This is a genomic window from Pseudomonas sp. W17 (assembly GCF_040268305.1).
GTDB classification, from domain to species: domain Bacteria; phylum Pseudomonadota; class Gammaproteobacteria; order Pseudomonadales; family Pseudomonadaceae; genus Aquipseudomonas; species Aquipseudomonas protegens.
This window is the reverse complement of sequence record NZ_CP158490.1, coordinates 1,495,569-1,513,483: the sequence shown is the minus strand read 5'-3', so window position 1 is coordinate 1,513,483 and position 17,915 is coordinate 1,495,569. Positions and strand designations below refer to the sequence as shown.

The 17,915-nt window shown below is 62.5% G+C and carries 15 protein-coding genes; 9 read left to right on the top strand and 6 right to left on the bottom strand.

Annotation, left to right across the window (positions count from 1 at the left end; all coding sequences use genetic code 11):
* The first annotated feature begins 496 nt into the window (after window positions 1-496).
* Together ABCR88_RS06875 and ABCR88_RS06870 are read left to right on the top strand one after the other, a co-directional pair.
* Complete coding sequence (locus ABCR88_RS06875; protein ID WP_011059656.1) at window positions 497-697, top strand: hypothetical protein; 201 nt, start codon at window positions 497-499, stop codon at window positions 695-697.
* A 377-nt stretch (window positions 698-1,074) separates the two neighbouring features.
* Window positions 1,075-2,550 (top strand): inorganic phosphate transporter, encoded by a 1,476-nt coding sequence (locus ABCR88_RS06870; protein WP_041116324.1) that lies wholly within the window; start codon window positions 1,075-1,077, stop codon window positions 2,548-2,550.
* A 135-nt stretch (window positions 2,551-2,685) separates the two neighbouring features.
* Here the strand turns inward: ABCR88_RS06870 and ccoM are convergent, their stop codons facing one another.
* Together ccoM and ABCR88_RS06860 are read right to left on the bottom strand one after the other, a co-directional pair.
* Entirely contained in the window at window positions 2,686-2,802 is a 117-nt protein-coding gene (ccoM, locus tag ABCR88_RS06865) for a cytochrome c oxidase subunit CcoM (RefSeq protein ID WP_015634423.1), read from the bottom strand.
* 144 nt (window positions 2,803-2,946) lie between these two features.
* Window positions 2,947-3,108 (bottom strand): hypothetical protein, encoded by a 162-nt coding sequence (locus tag ABCR88_RS06860; protein ID WP_015634422.1) that lies wholly within the window; start codon window positions 3,106-3,108, stop codon window positions 2,947-2,949.
* A 193-nt stretch (window positions 3,109-3,301) separates the two neighbouring features.
* Between ABCR88_RS06860 and gcvA the strand changes: the two genes are divergently transcribed.
* The 3 genes from gcvA to ABCR88_RS06845 all read left to right on the top strand — a co-directional run bounded on the left by gcvA (window position 3,302) and on the right by ABCR88_RS06845 (window position 5,938).
* Window positions 3,302-4,177, top strand: a complete 876-nt coding sequence (gene gcvA / locus ABCR88_RS06855) for a transcriptional regulator GcvA (RefSeq protein WP_350404270.1) — start codon at window positions 3,302-3,304, stop codon at window positions 4,175-4,177.
* 88 nt (window positions 4,178-4,265) lie between these two features.
* Window positions 4,266-4,736 carry a RidA family protein gene (locus ABCR88_RS06850; RefSeq protein ID WP_011059652.1) on the top strand — a complete coding sequence of 157 codons (471 nt, stop codon included), beginning with the start codon at window positions 4,266-4,268 and terminating at the stop codon, window positions 4,734-4,736.
* Window positions 4,736-5,938 carry an aminotransferase class V-fold PLP-dependent enzyme gene (locus tag ABCR88_RS06845; protein ID WP_350404890.1) on the top strand — a complete coding sequence of 401 codons (1,203 nt, stop codon included), beginning with the start codon at window positions 4,736-4,738 and terminating at the stop codon, window positions 5,936-5,938. Before ABCR88_RS06850 ends, ABCR88_RS06845 begins: the two co-directional genes overlap by 1 nt.
* On the opposite strand, the gene ABCR88_RS06840 is transcribed toward ABCR88_RS06845, so the two are convergent.
* Entirely contained in the window at window positions 5,935-6,276 is a 342-nt protein-coding gene (locus ABCR88_RS06840; protein ID WP_011059650.1) for a hypothetical protein, read from the bottom strand. The genes ABCR88_RS06845 and ABCR88_RS06840 overlap by 4 nt on opposite strands.
* Before the next feature lie 218 nt (window positions 6,277-6,494).
* Here ABCR88_RS06840 and rapA point away from each other — a divergent pair, with 218 nt between their 5' ends.
* Window positions 6,495-9,344, top strand: a complete 2,850-nt coding sequence (gene rapA / locus ABCR88_RS06835; protein WP_015634418.1) for an RNA polymerase-associated protein RapA — start codon at window positions 6,495-6,497, stop codon at window positions 9,342-9,344.
* Between the two features lie 84 nt (window positions 9,345-9,428).
* Here rapA and ABCR88_RS06830 read toward each other — a convergent pair whose 3' ends face one another.
* Window positions 9,429-10,811: an MFS transporter gene (locus ABCR88_RS06830; RefSeq protein ID WP_015634417.1), complete on the bottom strand. Its 1,383-nt coding sequence runs from the start codon at window positions 10,809-10,811 to the stop codon at window positions 9,429-9,431.
* A gap of 328 nt (window positions 10,812-11,139) precedes the next feature.
* On the opposite strand from ABCR88_RS06830, the gene ABCR88_RS06825 reads away from it, so the two are divergent.
* Entirely contained in the window at window positions 11,140-11,508 is a 369-nt protein-coding gene (locus ABCR88_RS06825; RefSeq protein WP_015634416.1) for a YkgJ family cysteine cluster protein, read from the top strand.
* A gap of 142 nt (window positions 11,509-11,650) precedes the next feature.
* A complete protein-coding gene (locus tag ABCR88_RS06820) occupies window positions 11,651-13,930 on the top strand; it encodes an EAL domain-containing protein (protein ID WP_053156675.1) in 2,280 nt (759 codons plus the stop codon).
* Here the strand turns inward: ABCR88_RS06820 and ABCR88_RS06815 are convergent.
* A complete protein-coding gene (locus ABCR88_RS06815) occupies window positions 13,821-14,717 on the bottom strand; it encodes an NAD(P)-dependent oxidoreductase (protein ID WP_011059645.1) in 897 nt (298 codons plus the stop codon). The genes ABCR88_RS06820 and ABCR88_RS06815 overlap by 110 nt on opposite strands.
* A gap of 198 nt (window positions 14,718-14,915) precedes the next feature.
* On the opposite strand from ABCR88_RS06815, the gene ABCR88_RS06810 reads away from it, so the two are divergent.
* Complete coding sequence (locus tag ABCR88_RS06810; RefSeq protein ID WP_011059644.1) at window positions 14,916-17,096, top strand: hypothetical protein; 2,181 nt, start codon at window positions 14,916-14,918, stop codon at window positions 17,094-17,096.
* A gap of 274 nt (window positions 17,097-17,370) precedes the next feature.
* Here ABCR88_RS06810 and ABCR88_RS06805 read toward each other — a convergent pair whose 3' ends face one another.
* A complete protein-coding gene (locus tag ABCR88_RS06805) occupies window positions 17,371-17,676 on the bottom strand; it encodes a DUF2288 domain-containing protein (RefSeq protein ID WP_041116319.1) in 306 nt (101 codons plus the stop codon).
* Between the last annotated feature and the right edge of the window lie 239 nt (window positions 17,677-17,915).

Sequence of the window (17,915 nt, the reverse complement as noted above, 5' to 3'; positions counted from 1 at the left end):
AGCTGGCTCTGCGCGCTATTTTCCATTCGCCACTTGTATAAAGAGCAGCGACACTCCATCTAGAATTCCATTGGCGGAGTACGAAAACAGGAAGCATCGTGTAGGAATTGTTTCGAACTTCCATGTCACAAAATACTCGCAATGAAGTTGGCTATTTTAAACTTGTCACCCATAGAGTTATTCTTCGCCGACGCTATACTGCCGGAGTGAGGAATGCGGAGTCAGTTGCCCCATGCTCCTCTCTCGGGTGACTTGAGACGGTAATCGGTCACCTGCCGCAAGCGCTTGACCCCTAACCAGATTCGGCCAGCCCGCTTGCAACCAACAACACTGTTGCTACGACAGTTGTTTTCACCGGTGACGTGGCCGCATGCAATTAACGGCACGCTTGAGAGACTCGAAGTCATGGCCAGGCAGGCACTGACTTCAGCTCTGCGTAGATGCCCGCAAGCAATGCGTCGCACCGGACTGGACCTTCACTCAATTAGGTAACACTGTGACGAAAGATGAACTGCGCGCTGAACTTGAGCGCCAGGAGCAACGTTACAAGGAAGTTTACGGCGGCGAGATCACCCGTTATGCCGCCCAGCCGGAACCTGAACGCAAACCTTGGCGCAAACGCGCCAGTATTCTCGATCAGGCCTTCACCCAAGAACTGCAAAAGATGGAAAAAGAGCTCAAGGCCGAACAGCCGTAATGCTGGCAGCCTGACTCATTCAGGGCTTGCTCTACTTGCCCGCCCGATCATCCCGGCGGCCAGGCAGACCATTGATGCTCGTTACCCCGGGCCCATGGCCATCTCGCCCATCCACAGCGAGAGAGGCTACCGGGCAAGCCCTTTGGTTGAAATTTCATACACGCGTTTTAACCCTCTGATTTCCGCGCCCAGGCCATCGGATTGACCGCTCGTGCCCAATAAACTCAATGGCTTGCCGTGTTTGAGGGGTATATGCGAAAACTCTGCTCCCGGTCAGTTTTTTCGTTGAAGAATGTTACCGGCGAGCACCTTGTGCATTGATTAGCGGGGTTTTCTGGCATAATCGCGCCCCCTTATGACCGGGTCAGAAAACCTTCATGATCGATTTATTCAGCGGACTGGATGCTTGGGTGCTTGTGAGCCTCTTGCTCGCCCTGGCTTTTGTCCTCGCCTACGAGTTCATCAACGGCTTTCATGACACCGCAAATGCGGTTGCCACTGTTATCTACACCAAGGCCATGCCGCCGCACCTGGCCGTGTTCTTCTCCGGTGTGTTCAATTTCCTCGGTGTGCTGCTGGGCGGGGTTGGCGTGGCCTATGCCATCGTCCACCTGCTGCCGGTCGAGCTGCTGATCAACGTCAACACCGGCCACGGCCTGGCCATGGTCTTCTCGTTGCTCGCCGCGGCCATTACCTGGAACCTGGGCACCTGGTACTTCGGCATTCCGGCCTCCAGTTCCCATACCCTGATCGGCTCCATCCTCGGTGTCGGCCTGGCCAATGCCCTGCTCAGCGACATCCCCCTGGGGGATGGCGTGAACTGGCAGAAGGCAATCGACATCGGCGCTTCCCTGGTGTTCTCGCCGATGGCGGGCTTCATTATTGCAGCGGTGGTACTGATCGGCCTGAAATGGTGGCGGCCGATCTCGAAGATGCACAAGACTCCGGAACAGCGCCGCAAGGTCGATGACAAGAAGCACCCGCCGTTCTGGAACCGCCTGGTACTGGTGATCTCGGCCATGGCCGTGAGCTTCGTGCACGGCTCCAACGACGGCCAGAAAGGCATCGGCCTGATCATGCTGGTACTGATCGGTATCGTGCCTGCCCAGTTCGTGATGGACCTCAACAGCACCACCTACCAGATCGAGCGGACCCGCGACGCCACTCTGCACCTGAGCCAGTTCTACGAGCGCAATCACGAGTCCCTGGGTGAGTTCCTGGCCCTGGGCAAAAGCGTGAAAGACGACCTGCCGGGCAAGTTCCGCTGCAATCCGCAGCAAACCGAACCGACCATCACCGCGCTCCTGAGCAGCCTCAAGGGCGTTTCCGACTACCATTCGTTGTCGCCGGAAAGCCGCATCGAAGTGCGTCGCTACCTGCTTTGCCTGGATGACACCGCGAAAAAGGTCGGCAAGCTGCCAGGCATCTCGGCCCGTGAAAAGGCCGACTTGGACAAGCTGCGCAAAGACCTGACCGCCACCACCGAATACGCACCGTTCTGGGTCATCCTGGCTGTCGCCCTGGCTCTGGGCCTGGGCACCATGATCGGCTGGAAGCGCGTAGTGCAGACCATTGGCGAGAAGATCGGCAAGCAGGGCATGACCTACGCCCAGGGCATGTCGGCACAGATCACCGCCGCCGGCCTGATCGGCCTGGCGAACATCTTCAGCCTGCCGGTTTCCACCACCCACGTACTTTCCTCCGGCGTGGCCGGGACCATGGTCGCCAACAAGAGCGGCCTGCAGAGCGGTACGGTACGGACTATTCTACTGGCCTGGGTCCTGACCCTGCCGGCGACCGTGGCCCTGTCCGCCGGCCTGTTCTGGGCAGCCTCCAAGATCCTGGGTACCTGATACCCCAGCCGGCAACAAAAAAGGTGCGTCCCCCAGGGACGCACCTTTTTTTATGCCTTGAGCTTTCTTACAGGCAAAAAAAAGGGCAACCGAAGTTGCCCAAAATGCCTTGCGTGCTCGTTGCCCTGGAAAGACTTAAGGCTTCTTGCGCTTATTCGCGTCTTTCCAGATAAAGAATCCAAACCCTGCGAAAAACAGAACCATGAGGCCGACAGTCAGCACTCCGGCGATCACCACATTGTCGAAAAACATGACTGGCCTCCTGCTCTTGCCCTGTTGCGATGGGGCTAAGTTAACCAAACGGGAGGCAGGGGAAATTGACCGGGGTCAATGTCGCCCATGACTGGGCGCGAGGAAGGGAGAATAAGTGACTTGCATCAACAGAAAGCGCCCAGATCAGCGCTTTTTCGGTTTGTTTTTCGGTTTTTTCTTGGCCTTGCCCAAGGGCATGGCGTGTTCGAATGCCTGGCGTACTTCGTTCAGGCGCTTTTCATTGAGATCATGCACGCGCTTGGCACGCTCGGCGTTCAGGTCGATCAGCTTGTCGTCTTGATTCATGGCTTGGCTTGCATCACTGGTGGTCTATATCGGCCGCACGCCTTGAAGCAGCGGGCGGCCCTGGCGAATGTGCCAATAATGCGACGTGGCGCCGCACCTGACCAGTGATCAGACCAAGGCGACTGCAATAAAGTCGCTGCCGGGAAGACTTTTTATCCGCACAATGGCCGCCCCTCCCCACAGGAAACCGCATGTGGAAATACCCAAGCACCTGCCCCCGCTGCTGGCCCTGCGCGCCTTCGAGGCCGTGGCCCGGCACCTGAGTTTCAGCAAGGCGGCCCAGGAACTGTGCGTCAGCCAGAGCGCGGTCAGCCATCAAGTGCACAAACTCGAACAGCACCTGGGCCAGCCGCTGTTTGTACGACGCACCCGGGCCATCGACCTGACTACCGCCGGCGCCAGCTATTACCAACAGATCCAGCCGGCCCTGGAGCAGATCGCCGAAGCCACCCGGACGCTGTTGGCAGCAGAGCCATCGCAGGTTCTGCGCATCGGCCTGCTGGCCTCCTTCGCCACCTTGTGGCTGGCGCCGCGCCTGGCGGACTTCAGCCGCCGCCACCCTCAGATCCAGCTGGAGCTGCAACCGGCCATCAACCTGGCAGATGTGGCCGGTGCCGAGGTCGACCTGGCCATTCGCTATGGCAAGGGCCACTGGCCCAACGTCCAGGCCACGCGCTTTCTCGCCGAGCAACTGTCACCGGTGTGCAGCCCCGAGTTCAAGGCCGGGACCCTGGCCAACGGCACCTTGCTGATGGCCCGCTCCCACCGGCCCTTTGAATGGGACGACTGGAGCAGGCAGAACGCCGTCGACCTCAGCCCTCACCCCAGCGTCATGCTCCACGACTACAACATCGTGGTGGAAGCGGCGGTGGCCGGCCAGGGCATCGCCATGGGCCGCCGCCAGTTGATCCGGCGCCACCTTAACCAGGGCAGCCTGGTGGATGCCTTCGACCTCCCGGCTCTGCACAACGATCAGATCGGCTACTGGCTGGTGACCGCCGAAGGTCCGGCGAATCCGGCTGTGCAGTGCTTCGCCCAATGGCTGCTGGAGCAAGGGAGCGCCCCATGAAAAATTCAGATACGTCGGATTAGATCTATCCGTTTGTCGCCCCCAGCCTGAACACCGATGCTGCAAGCCTTCCATTCGAGGACTTGCCATGCGCGACTCTCTGCAGCAACGAGTGCAACAACTGGGTCTTGAACTACCGATCCCCGGCCAGCCGATCGCCAACTACGTCAACCATGCCCAGAGCCAGAACCTGCTGTTCATCTCCGGGCAAACACCGCAAGCAGAGCAGCATCCCCATCTGCTGGGCCGGCTCGGTGACAACCTCAGCATCGAGCAGGGTGCCCAGGCCGCGGAACTGGCGGCCCTGGCCCTGCTGGCGCAACTCTCGGCGGCCCTGGGGGACGACTTGTCGAGGCTGCAACGCATCAGCCGGCTGGGGGTGTTCATTGCCGCCAGCGCCGACTTCAAGGGCCATGGCCAGGTCGCCAATGGCGCCTCCAACCTGCTGGTCAATGCCCTGGGCGAGAAAGGCCGGCATGCCCGCACTTCGGTGGGCGTCGCCAGCCTGCCTGCAGGCGTCGCCGTGGAGGTCGACGGGATTTTCGAGCTCAAGCCGTGATGCCCCTGAGCCCGGACCACATCGCCCGGCTACGGGCGGCCACACCGGGTTGCACCCGGGTCTGTCACTTCAACCATGCCGGGGGGTCCCTGCCCAGCCAGGGCACCCTGGACGCCATGTCCGGGCAACTGCAGCGGGAGGCCCACAGCGGGCCGATGGAAGCGGCCGGCGCCGGCGCCCAGTTGCAGGAGCAGGCGCGACAGACCGCCGCCCGAGTGCTCAACACCTGCCCGCAAGCCATCGCCTTTACCAGCAGTGGTTCGGCGGCCTGGGGCATGGCCTTCAACGCCCTGCCCGCCTGGCAGCCGGGCGACCGGATCCTGGTGGGGCGCCAGGAATGGGCCGGTAACCTGGCCTGCATGGCCCCGGCCGTGGCCGCCGGCGCGCGGCTGGAAGTCATTCCCTGTGACAGCCACGGTGCAGTTTCAGTCCCGGCGCTGGAGTCCATGCTCGACTCCCGGGTGCGCCTCATCGCCTTGACCTGGCTACCGGCCAATGGCGGGCTGATCAACCCGGCCGCAGCCATCGGCCAACTGGCGCGCCAATGGCGCATCCCCTACTTCATCGATGCCGGCCAGGCTCTGGGCCAGGTGCCCTGCGACGTGCAGGCGCTGAACTGCGATGTGCTCAAGGGCGCGGGGCGCAAGTACCTGCGCGGCCCGCGAGGCACGGCCCTACTCTATATAAGGCCCGGCTTCCTCGAGCAGTTGAATCCGCTGCCGCGGGATGTACTGTCGGCGCCCTGGGATGGCCAGGGCTTCGCTCTGCGCAACGATGCCCGGCGCTTTGAAACCAGTGAAGTGTCGATGGTGCTGCTGGCTGGCCTGGCCAATGCCCTGCAGGAGTTCGAAAGCATCGGCGTGGCCGCCATTGCGCAAAGGATCAGTGCCTTGAGCGAGCCGCTGCGCAAGAAGCTGCAGCGCTTGCCCGGCCTGCAACTCCAGGACCTGGGCAGCCCGGGGCAGCAATCGGGCCTGATCGCCTTCACTCTCGAAGGTTGGGACGGGCTGGCACTCAAGGAGGAACTGGCGCGGCGCGGCATCAATATCGGCGCCAATGGCGTCAACTACACACCACTGGACATGCAGGCCCGAGGCCTGGGCAACATTGCCCGGATCGCCTTGAGTTACTTCAATACACAAGAGGAAATCGAGCGCCTGTTGCAGGCCCTCGGGGAACTGGCGGGGAACAAGCGCTCCTAGACCTCGACATCCACCCACAGGCCCTGGCGCGGAGCATCTTCGATCAACGGCACCACCGGCACGGTGTTGTCGGCGTTCAGTTCATCGCCGGGCACTGCCAGGTGCTCTTCGGGGTCGTCCTCGGCCTCACGCTCACGGCGCTGCTTCTGTTGCTGGCGCCGCTGTTCCTCGCGCAGCAGCAGGGCGGACTCCTCGGGGTCGCGCTTTTGCAGGTCGATGGTGCTTTCGTTGGAGCTTTCCTGCACCGGTACCACAGGCGGGATGTCCGGTCGCTGGCGGATCGGATCCTGCTGGGCGGTGATCGGCACGGCACTCAAGGGGAGCATCGGTGGCAGCATATTATTGGTCTCCTGTCGGCAGGCTGTCGGCTGCGGCATGGGCGACTTGAGCCATCGGTCGCAAAACTGTGACCCAGTCGTCAGCCGATAGTGCCCCGCCACCCGACGAATGCACGCCGTACGCTACCTTTTAATCCAGGGGATTGATCAGAGTTCTTTGGACTGGAAGCGTCGTTCCGTTAAGATAGTCGGCTTTTTCAAAGCGGGAGTCAGGCAGCATGGCGCAGCAGTATCAACCGGGGCAACGCTGGATTAGTGACAGCGAAGCCGAGCTGGGTTTAGGCACCGTTCTGGCACAGGACGGTCGCTTGCTGACCGTGCTCTATCCGGCCACTGGCGACACCCGCCAGTATGCGCTACGGAATGCGCCCCTCACTCGCGTGAGGTTCTCTCCGGGTGACAGCATCACCCACTTCGAAGGCTGGAAAATGACCGTACAGGAAGTCGATGATGTCGACGGCCTGCTGGTCTACCACGGCCTCAACGGGCAGAACGAAGCCGTCACCCTGCCGGAAACCCAACTCTCGAACTTCATCCAGTTCCGTCTGGCCAGCGACCGTCTGTTCGCCGGGCAGATCGACCCGCTGGCCTGGTTCTCCCTGCGCTACCACACCCTGGAACACACCAGCCGCCAACTGCAGTCCTCGCTCTGGGGCCTGGGTGGCGTGCGCGCCCAACCCATCGCCCACCAGTTGCACATTGCCCGTGAAGTCGCCGACCGCATCGCGCCGCGGGTCCTGCTGGCGGACGAAGTGGGCCTGGGCAAGACCATCGAGGCCGGCCTGGTGATCCATCGCCAACTGCTCTCGGGTCGCGCCAGCCGGGTACTGATCCTGGTACCGGAAAACCTCCAGCACCAGTGGCTGGTAGAGATGCGCCGACGCTTCAACCTGCAAGTGGCACTGTTCGATGAAGAACGCTTTATCGAAAGCGATGCCAGCAACCCGTTCGAAGACACCCAGCTGGCCCTGGTGGCCCTGGAGTGGCTGGTGGACGACGAGAAGGCCCAGGACGCGCTGTTCGCCGCCGGCTGGGACCTGATGGTGGTGGACGAAGCCCACCACCTGGTGTGGCACGAAGACCAGGTCAGCCCGGAATACGCCCTGGTGGAACAGCTGGCAGAGACCATTCCCGGCGTGCTGCTGTTGACCGCAACCCCGGAACAACTGGGCCAGGACAGCCACTTCGCCCGCCTGCGCCTGCTGGACCCGAACCGTTTCCACGACCTCGCGGCCTTCCGCGCCGAGAGCGAGAACTACCGCCCGGTGGCCGAAGCCGTGCAGGAACTGATGGATAAAGGCCGCCTGTCTCCCGAGGCGCACAAGACCATCCACGGTTTCCTCGGCAACGAAGGCGAAGCCCTGCTGGCCGCGGTCAACGACGGCGACAGCGAAGCCAGCGCACGCCTGGTGCGTGAACTGCTGGACCGCCACGGCACCGGCCGCGTGCTGTTTCGCAACACCCGCGCCGCGGTGCAGGGTTTCCCCGAGCGCAAGCTGCACGCCTACCCGCTGCCATGCCCGGACGAATACCTGGAACTGCCCCTGGGCGAACACGCCGAGCTGTACCCGGAAGTCAGCTTCCAGGCCCAGCCCGACGTCAGCGATGACGAACAGCGCTGGTGGAAGTTCGACCCGCGGGTCGAATGGCTGATCGACCAGCTGAAAATGCTCAAGCGCACCAAGGTGCTGGTGATCTGCGCCCACGCGGAAACCGCCATGGACCTGGAGGACGCCCTGCGCGTGCGCTCCGGCATCCCGGCCACGGTCTTCCACGAGGGCATGAACATCCTTGAACGCGACCGTGCCGCCGCCTACTTCGCCGATGAAGAGTTCGGCGCCCAGGTGCTGATCTGCTCGGAAATCGGCAGTGAAGGCCGCAACTTCCAGTTCGCCCACCACCTGGTGCTGTTCGACCTGCCGTCGCACCCGGACCTGCTGGAGCAGCGTATCGGCCGTCTCGACCGGATCGGCCAGAAGCACGTGATCGAACTGCACGTGCCGTACCTGGAAACCAGCCCGCAAGAGCGCCTGTTCCAGTGGTACCACGAAGCCCTGAACGCCTTCCTCAACACCTGCCCGACCGGCAACGCCCTGCAGCACCAGTTCGGCCCGCGCCTGCTGCCGCTGCTGGAAAATGCCGACGACGGCGAGTGGCAAGCGCTGATCGACGAAGCCCGTGGCGAACGCGAGCGCCTGGAAGCCGAACTGCACACCGGTCGCGACCGCTTGCTGGAGTTGAACTCCGGTGGTGCCGGCGAAGGCGACGCCCTGGTGGAAGCGATCCTCGAACAGGACGACCAGTTCGCCCTGCCGATCTACATGGAAACCCTGTTCGACGCTTTCGGCATCGACAGCGAGGACCATTCGGAAAACGCCCTGATCCTCAAGCCCAGCGAGAAGATGCTCGACGCCAGCTTCCCCCTGGGCGACGACGAAGGCGTGACCATCACCTACGACCGCAACCAGGCGCTGTCTCGCGAGGACATGCAGTTCATCACCTGGGAACACCCCATGGTGCAGGGCGGCATGGACCTGGTGCTGTCCGGCTCCATGGGCAACACCGCCGTGGCGCTGATCAAGAACAAGGCGCTCAAACCCGGCACCGTGCTGCTTGAGCTGCTGTACGTCAGTGAAGTGGTCGCCCCGCGCTCGTTGCAACTGGGCCGCTACCTGCCACCGGCCGCCCTGCGCTGCCTGCTGGACGCCAATGGCAACGACCTGTCGGCGCGGGTCGCCTTCGAGACCCTGAACGACCAGCTGGAAAGCGTGCCCAAGGCCAGCGCCAACAAGTTCATCCAGGCCCAGCGCGATCAATTGGCGCCGAAGATCAACGCCGGCGAAGCCAAGGTCGCACCGCGTCACGCCGAACGTGTGGCCGAGGCGCAACGCCGCCTGGCAGCCGACACCGACGAAGAACTGGCGCGCCTGACTGCGCTGCAGGCGGTCAACCCGACTGTCCGTGACAGCGAGCTGGTGGCCCTGCGTCAACAGCGCGAACAGGGCCTGGCCATGCTGGAAAAGGCCGCCCTGCGTCTGGAAGCGATCCGGGTACTGGTGGCGGGCTGATAGCCCGGTTGTCAGCACTGAACAAAAGGCCCGCACTGTGCGGGCCTTTTTTTTGCCTGTCGCCTGCCAATGCAGCAACGCGCCCTAGCGGCTCACTGCACCATCGTTGATCGCCGGCAGACTCACCTCTGCTGGGGCATCAGCGGCATTCCCACAGGCCAGCCCCTCTTTCATCCGCTGGGCGTCACGGACAAAACAGCGTGCTGCCTGGAACAGAAACAGCAGGGTCAGGAACAGGGCCACGGGAATCAGGTACATCGCATCGTGCAGACCGATGGCCTTGAACTCTTCGGTCATCAGCTCTGCGCCTGCGGCATACATTGCCGAATGGGCGAAGTGGTCGGAGAGCGCCCCCACCACCACCGGCCCCAAGCCGCCCCCCAACAGGTACAGGCCGGCGAAGAACAAGGCCATGGCGGTGGCACGCAAGCGCGGTTCGACCACATCCTGCAGGGCGGTATAGACGCAGGTATAGAAGTTGTAGGCAAACAGCCAGCCGACACTGAATACCGCGACGAACACCCCGACCTCCACCCGCCCGGCATGCAGTGCCCATCCGGTGGCGAGGGTCGAGATGATCAGGCTGCAGGCCGCGAACAACAAACGACCATTGGCTACCCGCTGATGAATCTTGTCGGCGATCCAGCCGCCCAGGGTCAGGCCCACCAGGCCGGTCACCCCGACGATCAGCCCGGTGGCCATGGCGGCTTCCTGCAAGGGCATGAGGAAGTAGCGCTGCAGCATCGGCACCAGGAACGAGTTGCAGGCATAGGTGGCGAAGTTGAACGTCAGCCCGGCCAGAGTCAGCCAGAGAAAGGTCGGTATCGCCAGCACCCGGCGAATGGGCCGGTCAATCCGCACCTGGGCCACTTTCACCGTTTCCGCCGCGCCGCGCTTGGGTTCCTTGATGAAGAACATGAACACCGCCAGCACCAGCCCTGGTACCGCCGCAATGAAGAACGGCGCCCGCCAGCTGTCGAAGGCCTTGACCATGGCACCGATGGTGAAGAACGCCAGCACCAGCCCCAGAGGCAGGCCGAGCATGAAGATGCCCATGGCCCGGGCCCGGCGGTGAGCGGGGAACAGGTCGCCGATCAGCGAGTTGGCGGCCGGGGCGTAGCTGGCCTCGCCAATCCCCACGCCCATGCGCACCAGCAAAAAGCTCCAGAAGCTGCCGACCATGCCGTTGACCGCGGTGAGCCCGCTCCACACCGCCAGCCCCCAGCCCATCAGCTTGCTGCGCGAGCCGGTGTCGGCCAGGCGCCCCAGGGGCAAGCCGGCAATGGCATAGACAATGGTGAAGGCGGTGCCGATGATCCCCAGCTGGAAGTCGCTCAGGTGCCATTCCATGCGGATCGGCTCGATGATGATGGCGGGGATGGTGCGATCGAAGAAGTTGAACAGGTTTGCCAAAAACAACAGGAACAGAATGCGCCAGGCATTTGCCGCTTGAGTCGAATTATCCATGGATCGATCTCTTTTATTGTTATTGGGCCAGACGCGAGCGGGCCTGGAAGCTGCAATCTAGTCAGCCGCACCCACGCTGTCTGTAATCATTCGCCAGCCTGATACCAAGGCATCGCAGGCAGGCGCGGGGATGGCACTTGCGGCTCCCCGGAACAAGCCGCCCGAACTTCGCCACAGCCCCCGCTACCCGGGCCTTTCCCAGTCTTTTCAAGGGCTTGGCCAAGGCCGAAAAAATACCTTGCGCCCCCCCTTCCCAAGGCCGATGCGAAGCCTAGAATAGCCGCCTTGCCAGCCCCCCTTATCAACCCCTCCCCCATCGAATACGCCAATGTCCGAAGCCAGTCCGTGTCTGAATTGCGGTGCCTGCTGTTCATACTTTCGTGTGTCTTTTTTCTGGGGCGAATGCGCCTCATCCGGCGGGACTGTCCCCGACGAGCTGGTGCAAAGTATCAGCCCCAGCCGGGTGGCAATGCTCGGAACCGACTGCAAATCCCCGCGCTGCATCGCCCTTGAAGGCGAGGTCGGCCAGGGTGTGAGCTGTTCGATCTATGACCAGCGCTCCAGCCCGTGCCGCGAGTTCGAGGCTTCCTGGACCGACGGCCAGCCCAACAGCGACTGCGACGCCGCCCGCGCCGCCTTCGGCCTGGCCCCCCTGGAACCGGCGGACACCGAGCCCTGGTACGAGGAAAGCGCTTAGCACCTTTGGCGATAGGGCCCATAAGCAAATCATTAGCAGCAGCGTGCCACCTCCCATTGCAGCCAGCGGGTGCCTTCTATACTCCAAGCACTCGTTGGCGCGCGGCTCCGCCGACCTCAGATGACTCAGAGATGGGCAGGCTATGGACTGGCTGGGCGTGCATTTCATTACCGAGCTTCCTCAGGCCGGGCAAGTGGTCCTGCATTGCACCCACAACCCGGTTCTGGTGCTTCTGGCCTACCTGGTAGCCTGTGCCGCCAGCTTCGCCACCCTGGACATGGCCGAACGTGTCAGTCATGCCGAACGACCGGCCAGCCAGCGCCTGTGGCGCTGGGTCGGAGCCTGCTGCCTGGCCGGGGGGATCTGGGCCATGCACTTCATCGCCATGCTGGCGTTCGAGGCGCCGCTGCAGATCCACTACGACCTGCCCCTGACCCTGCTGTCGCTCCTGATCGCGCTGGTCGCCGCCTGGCTGGCGATGAACACCCTGAGCCACGCGCACATGCCGCTGTGGCGCTATGGCGTTGCTTCGATCTGGATCGGCCTGGGCATCGCCGCCATGCACTACGTCGGCATGGCGGCCATGCGCAGCAGCGCCAGCCTGTACTACGACCCCTTACTGATGGCGCTGTCGGTGCTGGTGGCGATCGCCTGCAGCCTGGCGGCGCTGCTGCTGTCCCGTCACCTGCGCGAAGGCAGCGGCATGTTCCACCAGTTGCTCAAGTACGCCAGCAGCCTGGTGCTGGGCGCTGCCATCGTGCTCATGCACTTCACCGGCATCTGGGCCATGACCCTGGTGCTGCCCGCCGGCAGCCTGCCCGCCCCCGCCACATCCGACGGGCATCTGCAACTAGGCCTGACCCTGAGCGCGATCGTGCTCTTGATCATCGGCAGCGGCATCAGCGCGGCCCTGGCCGACAAGAAGCTGCAACACAAGGAGCGGGACCTGCGGCGGGTCAATGCCCTGCTTTCGCAACTGGACCAGGCCCGGGTTTCCCTGCAGCAGGTGGCCCACTACGACGCCCTGACCAACCTGATCAACCGCCGCGGCTTCAACCAGCTGTTCGCCGAAAAGCTCATCGAGAAAACCACCTTTGGCGGCATGCTGGCGGTGATGTTCCTCGACATCGACCACTTCAAGCGCATCAATGACAGCCTCGGCCACGATGCCGGGGACGAGTTGCTGAAAGTCATCGCCGGGCACATCAAGAGCTCCACCCGCAGCCATGAAGACGTGGTGGCACGCCTGGGCGGCGACGAGTTCTGCATCCTCATCAATCTGTACGACCGCGAAGAAGCCCGGCAGATGGCCCAGCGCATCATGCAGAAAATGAAGGAGCCGATCGAACTGGGAGGGCGGCGCATGGTGATGACCACCAGCATTGGCATCAGCGTCTTCCCCGATGACGGCAAGACCTGCGAGGAGTTGCTCAAGAACGCCGACCTGGCCCTGTATCAATCCAAGGATTGCGGACGCAACAGCCTGCATTTCTTCAACTCCCACCTCAAGACCCGGGCCACCCTGGAACTGCAACTGGAAGAGGAATTGCGCAACGCCCTGCGCGACGACCAGGGCCTGCTGCTGTATTACCAACCTATCTACGACCTCAAGAGCGGCAGGGTCACCAAGCTCGAAGCCCTGATCCGCTGGCAGCACCCGCAACATGGGCTGCTGACCCCGGATCGCTTCATCTCCATTGCCGAAGCCAACGGCATGATCGCCGAGCTGGACAACTGGGTGCTGCGCAAGGCCTGCTCGGACCTGGCCTACCTGTCGCGCCATGGCTGTGGCGAACTGAAGATCGCGGTCAACTGCTCGGCCCTGAACCTGACCCGCGAAGAGCTCGCCGGGGAGATCGAAAGCGCCCTGCGCCAGGCCCAGGTGGCGCCGCAGCGGCTGGAGCTGGAAGTCACGGAAAACGCCCTGATGGGCAATATTGCCAGCACCCTGGCGCTGCTCAAGCAGATCCGCGGGCTGGGGGTGTCGCTGTCGATCGACGACTTCGGCACCGGCTACTCATCCCTGGCCTATCTCAAGCGCTTGCCCCTGAACACCCTGAAGATCGATCGCTCGTTCATCCAGGACATCCCCAAGTCGACCCAGGACATGGAGATCGTCCAGGCGATCATCATCATGGCCCACACCCTGCACCTGCAGGTGGTCACCGAAGGGGTCGAAACCCCGGAACAGCAAGCGTTTCTCCAGCACCATGGCTGCGACTACCTGCAGGGCTACCTGCTCAGCCATCCGGTGCCGCTGCGGGAGTTGCGCGGGGTGCTGGAGGAGCTCGACCAGCGCCACGCCGCGCCGATCAATCCGCGGGCGCCGGGTCCCGATAAAGGCGAACCAGGGTCGCTGGATCTTTTTCCAGATAGCCCTGCCCACCATGCAGACGCATCAACTGCGCAGCTAATCCGCTGATCGGCGTCGCCGAGCCTTGTTCGCGGGAAAACTTCACCGCTCCATCCAGGTCCTTGAGCAGGGTGCGCACATGCCACTTCACCGGCTCGAACCGGCTTTCAGCCATTTGCGGGGCCAGGATCTGCAAAGGTTTCGAGTCGGCAAAGCCACCGGCCAGGGCCTCGGCGATCAGCCGCGCATCCACCCCCGAGCGCTCGGCCAGGGCCACCACCTCGGCGATCACCAGGGCGTTGCAGGCGACGATCATCTGGTTGCAGGCCTTGGTCACCTGCCCGGCGCCCACCGCCCCCATGTGCGTGACCCGCTGCCCCAGGGTCAGCAGCACTGGCCGCACCCGCTCGACGTCCGTCGCCTCACCGCCAACCATGATGGCCAGGCTGCCGGCCTCGGCGCCCGGGGTACCGCCGGACACCGGCGCATCGACCCAGGCCACGCCGCGGCTTGCGGCCAGTTCGGCGGCCATTTCCCGGGTAGCCGTGGGTTCCAGGCTGGACAGGTCCAGCAGCAGCTGACCGGCCCGGGCGCCCTGGGCGATACCCTGGGGGCCAAACACCACCTCGCGCACCACCTCGGTATTGGCCAGGCACATCAGCATCAGGTCGGCATCGGCGCACAGCTGCGCCGGCGTGGCAACTTGTCGCGCCCCGGCAGCCACCAGGGGCGCGCATTTTTCCGGGTTGCGGTTCCACACCGTCAGCGGATAGCCCGCCGCCAGCAGCCGGCGGCACATCGGCAAGCCCATCAGGCCGATTCCGGCAAAGCCGAGTGAAGGTAACGCTGACATCATATTGCCCTCATTTGATTAAAGATCACCGAATACTGGCCGATTCATCATGATTCAGGAAAGGATTCCCCCGAGCGTCGCTCAGAAAAAACCCTGACGCCTTGGGCAAAATTCGCGCTCCACGCAGCGACGAGGTCCCATTCCGTGATGGTTCGACGACACCTCGTCCACGAGCCAACCTGACCAGGCATATGGCGCACAATGACTTCTAAAAACAAACCTGCCAACGCAGTCTCCGAGATGACGCTGACCTCCCCCACAACTAGCCCCTCAGACCCGAAGCCATTGTCCAGTTCACGCCCCCTGTCGACTCAGCAGTACCTGTATTTCACCGAAACCAATACCGACCGCATCCTCGACAACCTCGACGGTCTGCGCGACACGGTGTTCCCGCGGCCACCGCACCTGGAAGGCGAGCCGGACAACCGCCGCGACCAGGAATTTCCGTCGGTCTGCCTGATCGGGCTGGGCCGCTGCGGCTCCAACATCGCCCTGGATGTGGCCGAGCTGGTGTACAACGCCCGCAAGTTCTACCTCAACGAATTCAATAACGAAGACAAGGCCTACGAAGGCGGCTACAGCCCCGGCCAGTGGATCCGCCAGAACCTGCGCCTGGGCCAGAACAAGGCCAGCAAGCCGGTGTTCCTGGTGGAACCGCTGGTGATGCTCGGCGACCTGGACAAGGACATTGCCGGGCGCATCCGTTTCTCGCGCAAGGGCGAGAAAAGCGGCTTCATCCGCGACTACAGCAAGATGAAGATCATGGACCTCTCGGAAGTCCACGCCGGTGGCGCCGGTAACGCGCCGATCCTCGGCCAGTACCTGGCCAAGATCATCCTCAACAAGGACACCCAGCGCTTCTCCAGCCCCGACTGGAAGATGATCCACTCGTACCTGATCGACTCCTGCGGGATCAAGGCCAACCAGTCGCGCCTGTACTTCTCGATCTTCAGTGCCGGCGGCGGTACCGGTTCGGGCATGGCCTCGGAGTTCGGCCTGGCCCAGCAGTACTCGTACATGAACAAGACCTTCGACACCAAGCCGATGGACGAGCACGACAGCAAGAGCGGGCACTCCTTCGTCTTCGAGCCGATCTTCACCAGCGGCATCTGCGTGCTGCCGAACATTTCGGACCATCGCAGCGAAATGTCCGAGGCGCTGCACATCAACGCCGGCCGCCTGCTGTGCAAATACCTTTCGGAAGAGTGGGACTTCTCCTACAACTTCGACAATGAAGACAGCAGTGAAGCCAGCGTCATGGGGCGTATCCGCCCCTGGAACGCGATGATGCTGATCTCCAACGACATCATGCGCTACGCCGAAGAAAGCGATGACGGCAACATCCAGAACATTGACGTCAACGCCATGGAGAAGCACGCCAACCAGTACATCTCCCAACAGATCTTCAACATCCTCACCGCCCAGGCGGTGACCACCGACTACGACCAGAACTACTTCCGTCGGGCCGGCATCGACATCGGCGAGACCATCCGCCTGGACGCCAACGACCTGTTCATGAGCCTGGCTGGCCCGGTTGCGATCGCCTACGCCGAGTCCGTGGTGCCGGAGCAGCCGGTGCCCACCGGCGACAAGTTCAAGGTGTTCGAAAAAGAACCCCAGCGCCTGAACATCGACGACCTGTTCTTCCGCTCCATCGATCTGCCGCACTTCAACAAGGTGACCCAGGCCATCGAGGGCATCAGCCTGCTGCCGATCGAGTCCAAGCGCTACCGCGCGGCCCTGGAGCAATACAAGGCTTCGGGTTATGACGCCGCGGCGCTGCATGACCTGCACTTCTTCAAGAACTGCTCGTCGGTGGTATCGATCGTCTCCCTGCCCAAGGACTACAAGCTGTCCTACATGGACCTAAACCGGCTCAAGACCCACCTCAACAGCCTGTTCCCCAACACCACCCTCAAGCGCTACGCGCTGGTGATCGGCGCTTCGGCCAACCTGTCGCTGACCACCCTGATCGCCAAGAGCCCGTGCCTGTCGGACGACTTCCTGACCCTGATCGTGGCCTTTATCAAGCGTTGCTTTGCACGCAATCCATACCGTTTCGACGACACCCTGGACAACTCGGTGCTGGATTTCATCGTCAGTGACCAGTTCGATGAAGACCGCATCGACGATCTGCTCAACGAATTCGAGAACCCGGCGAAGATCCTCGACACCAACTGGTATGCGATCAAGCCGATGTACGAGAAGAAGTACCGCGAGCTGATCAACGACAAGGACAAGTTCGTCTCGATCAACGACATCCGCCTGTCCCGGGATTGCGTGAAGAAGGCCATCAAGTACCTGCGGGAAATCTACCGCCACCGTATCGGCAAGACCCGGGTCATCTCGCTCAACAGTCACACGGGCAAGACCGCGTATTAAGAAGGGCTTCGCCGGCCAGCCGGCTCCTGCACGGCAGGGAAAAACCTGCTGTCCTGTGGGGACCGGCTGGCCGGCGAATGGTCAATTTACTCACATCGCGAAACAATTAAGCAGCTCGTCGGCTGCGCTTGAAACTGTTCCCCTTCCGTGAACGTCACCCTGAGAGAAAAGCCCGTGGGGCCTTTCTCTACGGCAAGGTGCCATCACTGGATTCACGGTTACTCGGCTACACACTTTTGTCCGACAAAAACCTGCCCCTTATCGGTGCACGCTCTTAGCGCGATGCCCTTTCCTGGATCAGGATCCAGGGTGAAACCACCACCGCCCACAGCGTCGGATCACGTTCCAGCAGATCGGATGCCCGCGTCGCAGACAGTTTCTCGACCTTTCCTTCGGCCAGCCAGGCCGCCACTTTTTCTGCCTGGTTCTCGGCCACGGCCTGGGCCGCCTCGATCAGATCCAGGTCAGCCTCGACCCACAATAGGGCACCCTTGGCGAAGAACGGCTCCAGTTCCTTCCAGCTGATAGATGCGGTCTCACCAAGCAGCTTGGCATAGAGGGTGCTAGGTTCTTGAGTCATGGGACTGTCCAGAAATGAAATCGGCGCAATCATAACGTCGGGGCTCTGGCAGAAAAACCCAGAAGCAAGCGCGACACCGATCGAGAAGCTCAGAAGCGCCAGGGACTGACGCCGAACCGGGCGCAAGCCACGCCGCAAATCTGTCTTTTTCTTTCAATTAAGCGACACCCCGCGTTTTTGCCCCCAGCAGCCAGCTTTTCAAGCGAACAACCGGCGCTCTACACTGTACCGGTACAGTT

What these genes read in the sequence shown, in the direction of transcription:
- ABCR88_RS06870 (WP_041116324.1), top strand. Translation starts at nt 1,075, where the DNA reads ATGATCGATTTATTCAGCGGACTGGATGCTTGGGTGCTTGTGAGCCTC.
- ccoM (WP_015634423.1), bottom strand. Translation starts at nt 2,802, where the DNA reads ATGTTTTTCGACAATGTGGTGATCGCCGGAGTGCTGACTGTCGGCCTC.
- ABCR88_RS06860 (WP_015634422.1), bottom strand. Translation starts at nt 3,108, where the DNA reads ATGAATCAAGACGACAAGCTGATCGACCTGAACGCCGAGCGTGCCAAG.
- ABCR88_RS06850 (WP_011059652.1), top strand. Translation starts at nt 4,266, where the DNA reads ATGCGCGACTCTCTGCAGCAACGAGTGCAACAACTGGGTCTTGAACTA.
- ABCR88_RS06845 (WP_350404890.1), top strand. Translation starts at nt 4,736, where the DNA reads ATGCCCCTGAGCCCGGACCACATCGCCCGGCTACGGGCGGCCACACCG.
- ABCR88_RS06840 (WP_011059650.1), bottom strand. Translation starts at nt 6,276, where the DNA reads ATGCTGCCACCGATGCTCCCCTTGAGTGCCGTGCCGATCACCGCCCAG.
- rapA (WP_015634418.1), top strand. Translation starts at nt 6,495, where the DNA reads ATGGCGCAGCAGTATCAACCGGGGCAACGCTGGATTAGTGACAGCGAA.
- ABCR88_RS06830 (WP_015634417.1), bottom strand. Translation starts at nt 10,811, where the DNA reads ATGGATAATTCGACTCAAGCGGCAAATGCCTGGCGCATTCTGTTCCTG.
- ABCR88_RS06825 (WP_015634416.1), top strand. Translation starts at nt 11,140, where the DNA reads ATGTCCGAAGCCAGTCCGTGTCTGAATTGCGGTGCCTGCTGTTCATAC.
- ABCR88_RS06820 (WP_053156675.1), top strand. Translation starts at nt 11,651, where the DNA reads ATGGACTGGCTGGGCGTGCATTTCATTACCGAGCTTCCTCAGGCCGGG.
- ABCR88_RS06815 (WP_011059645.1), bottom strand. Translation starts at nt 14,717, where the DNA reads ATGATGTCAGCGTTACCTTCACTCGGCTTTGCCGGAATCGGCCTGATG.
- ABCR88_RS06810 (WP_011059644.1), top strand. Translation starts at nt 14,916, where the DNA reads ATGACTTCTAAAAACAAACCTGCCAACGCAGTCTCCGAGATGACGCTG.
- ABCR88_RS06805 (WP_041116319.1), bottom strand. Translation starts at nt 17,676, where the DNA reads ATGACTCAAGAACCTAGCACCCTCTATGCCAAGCTGCTTGGTGAGACC.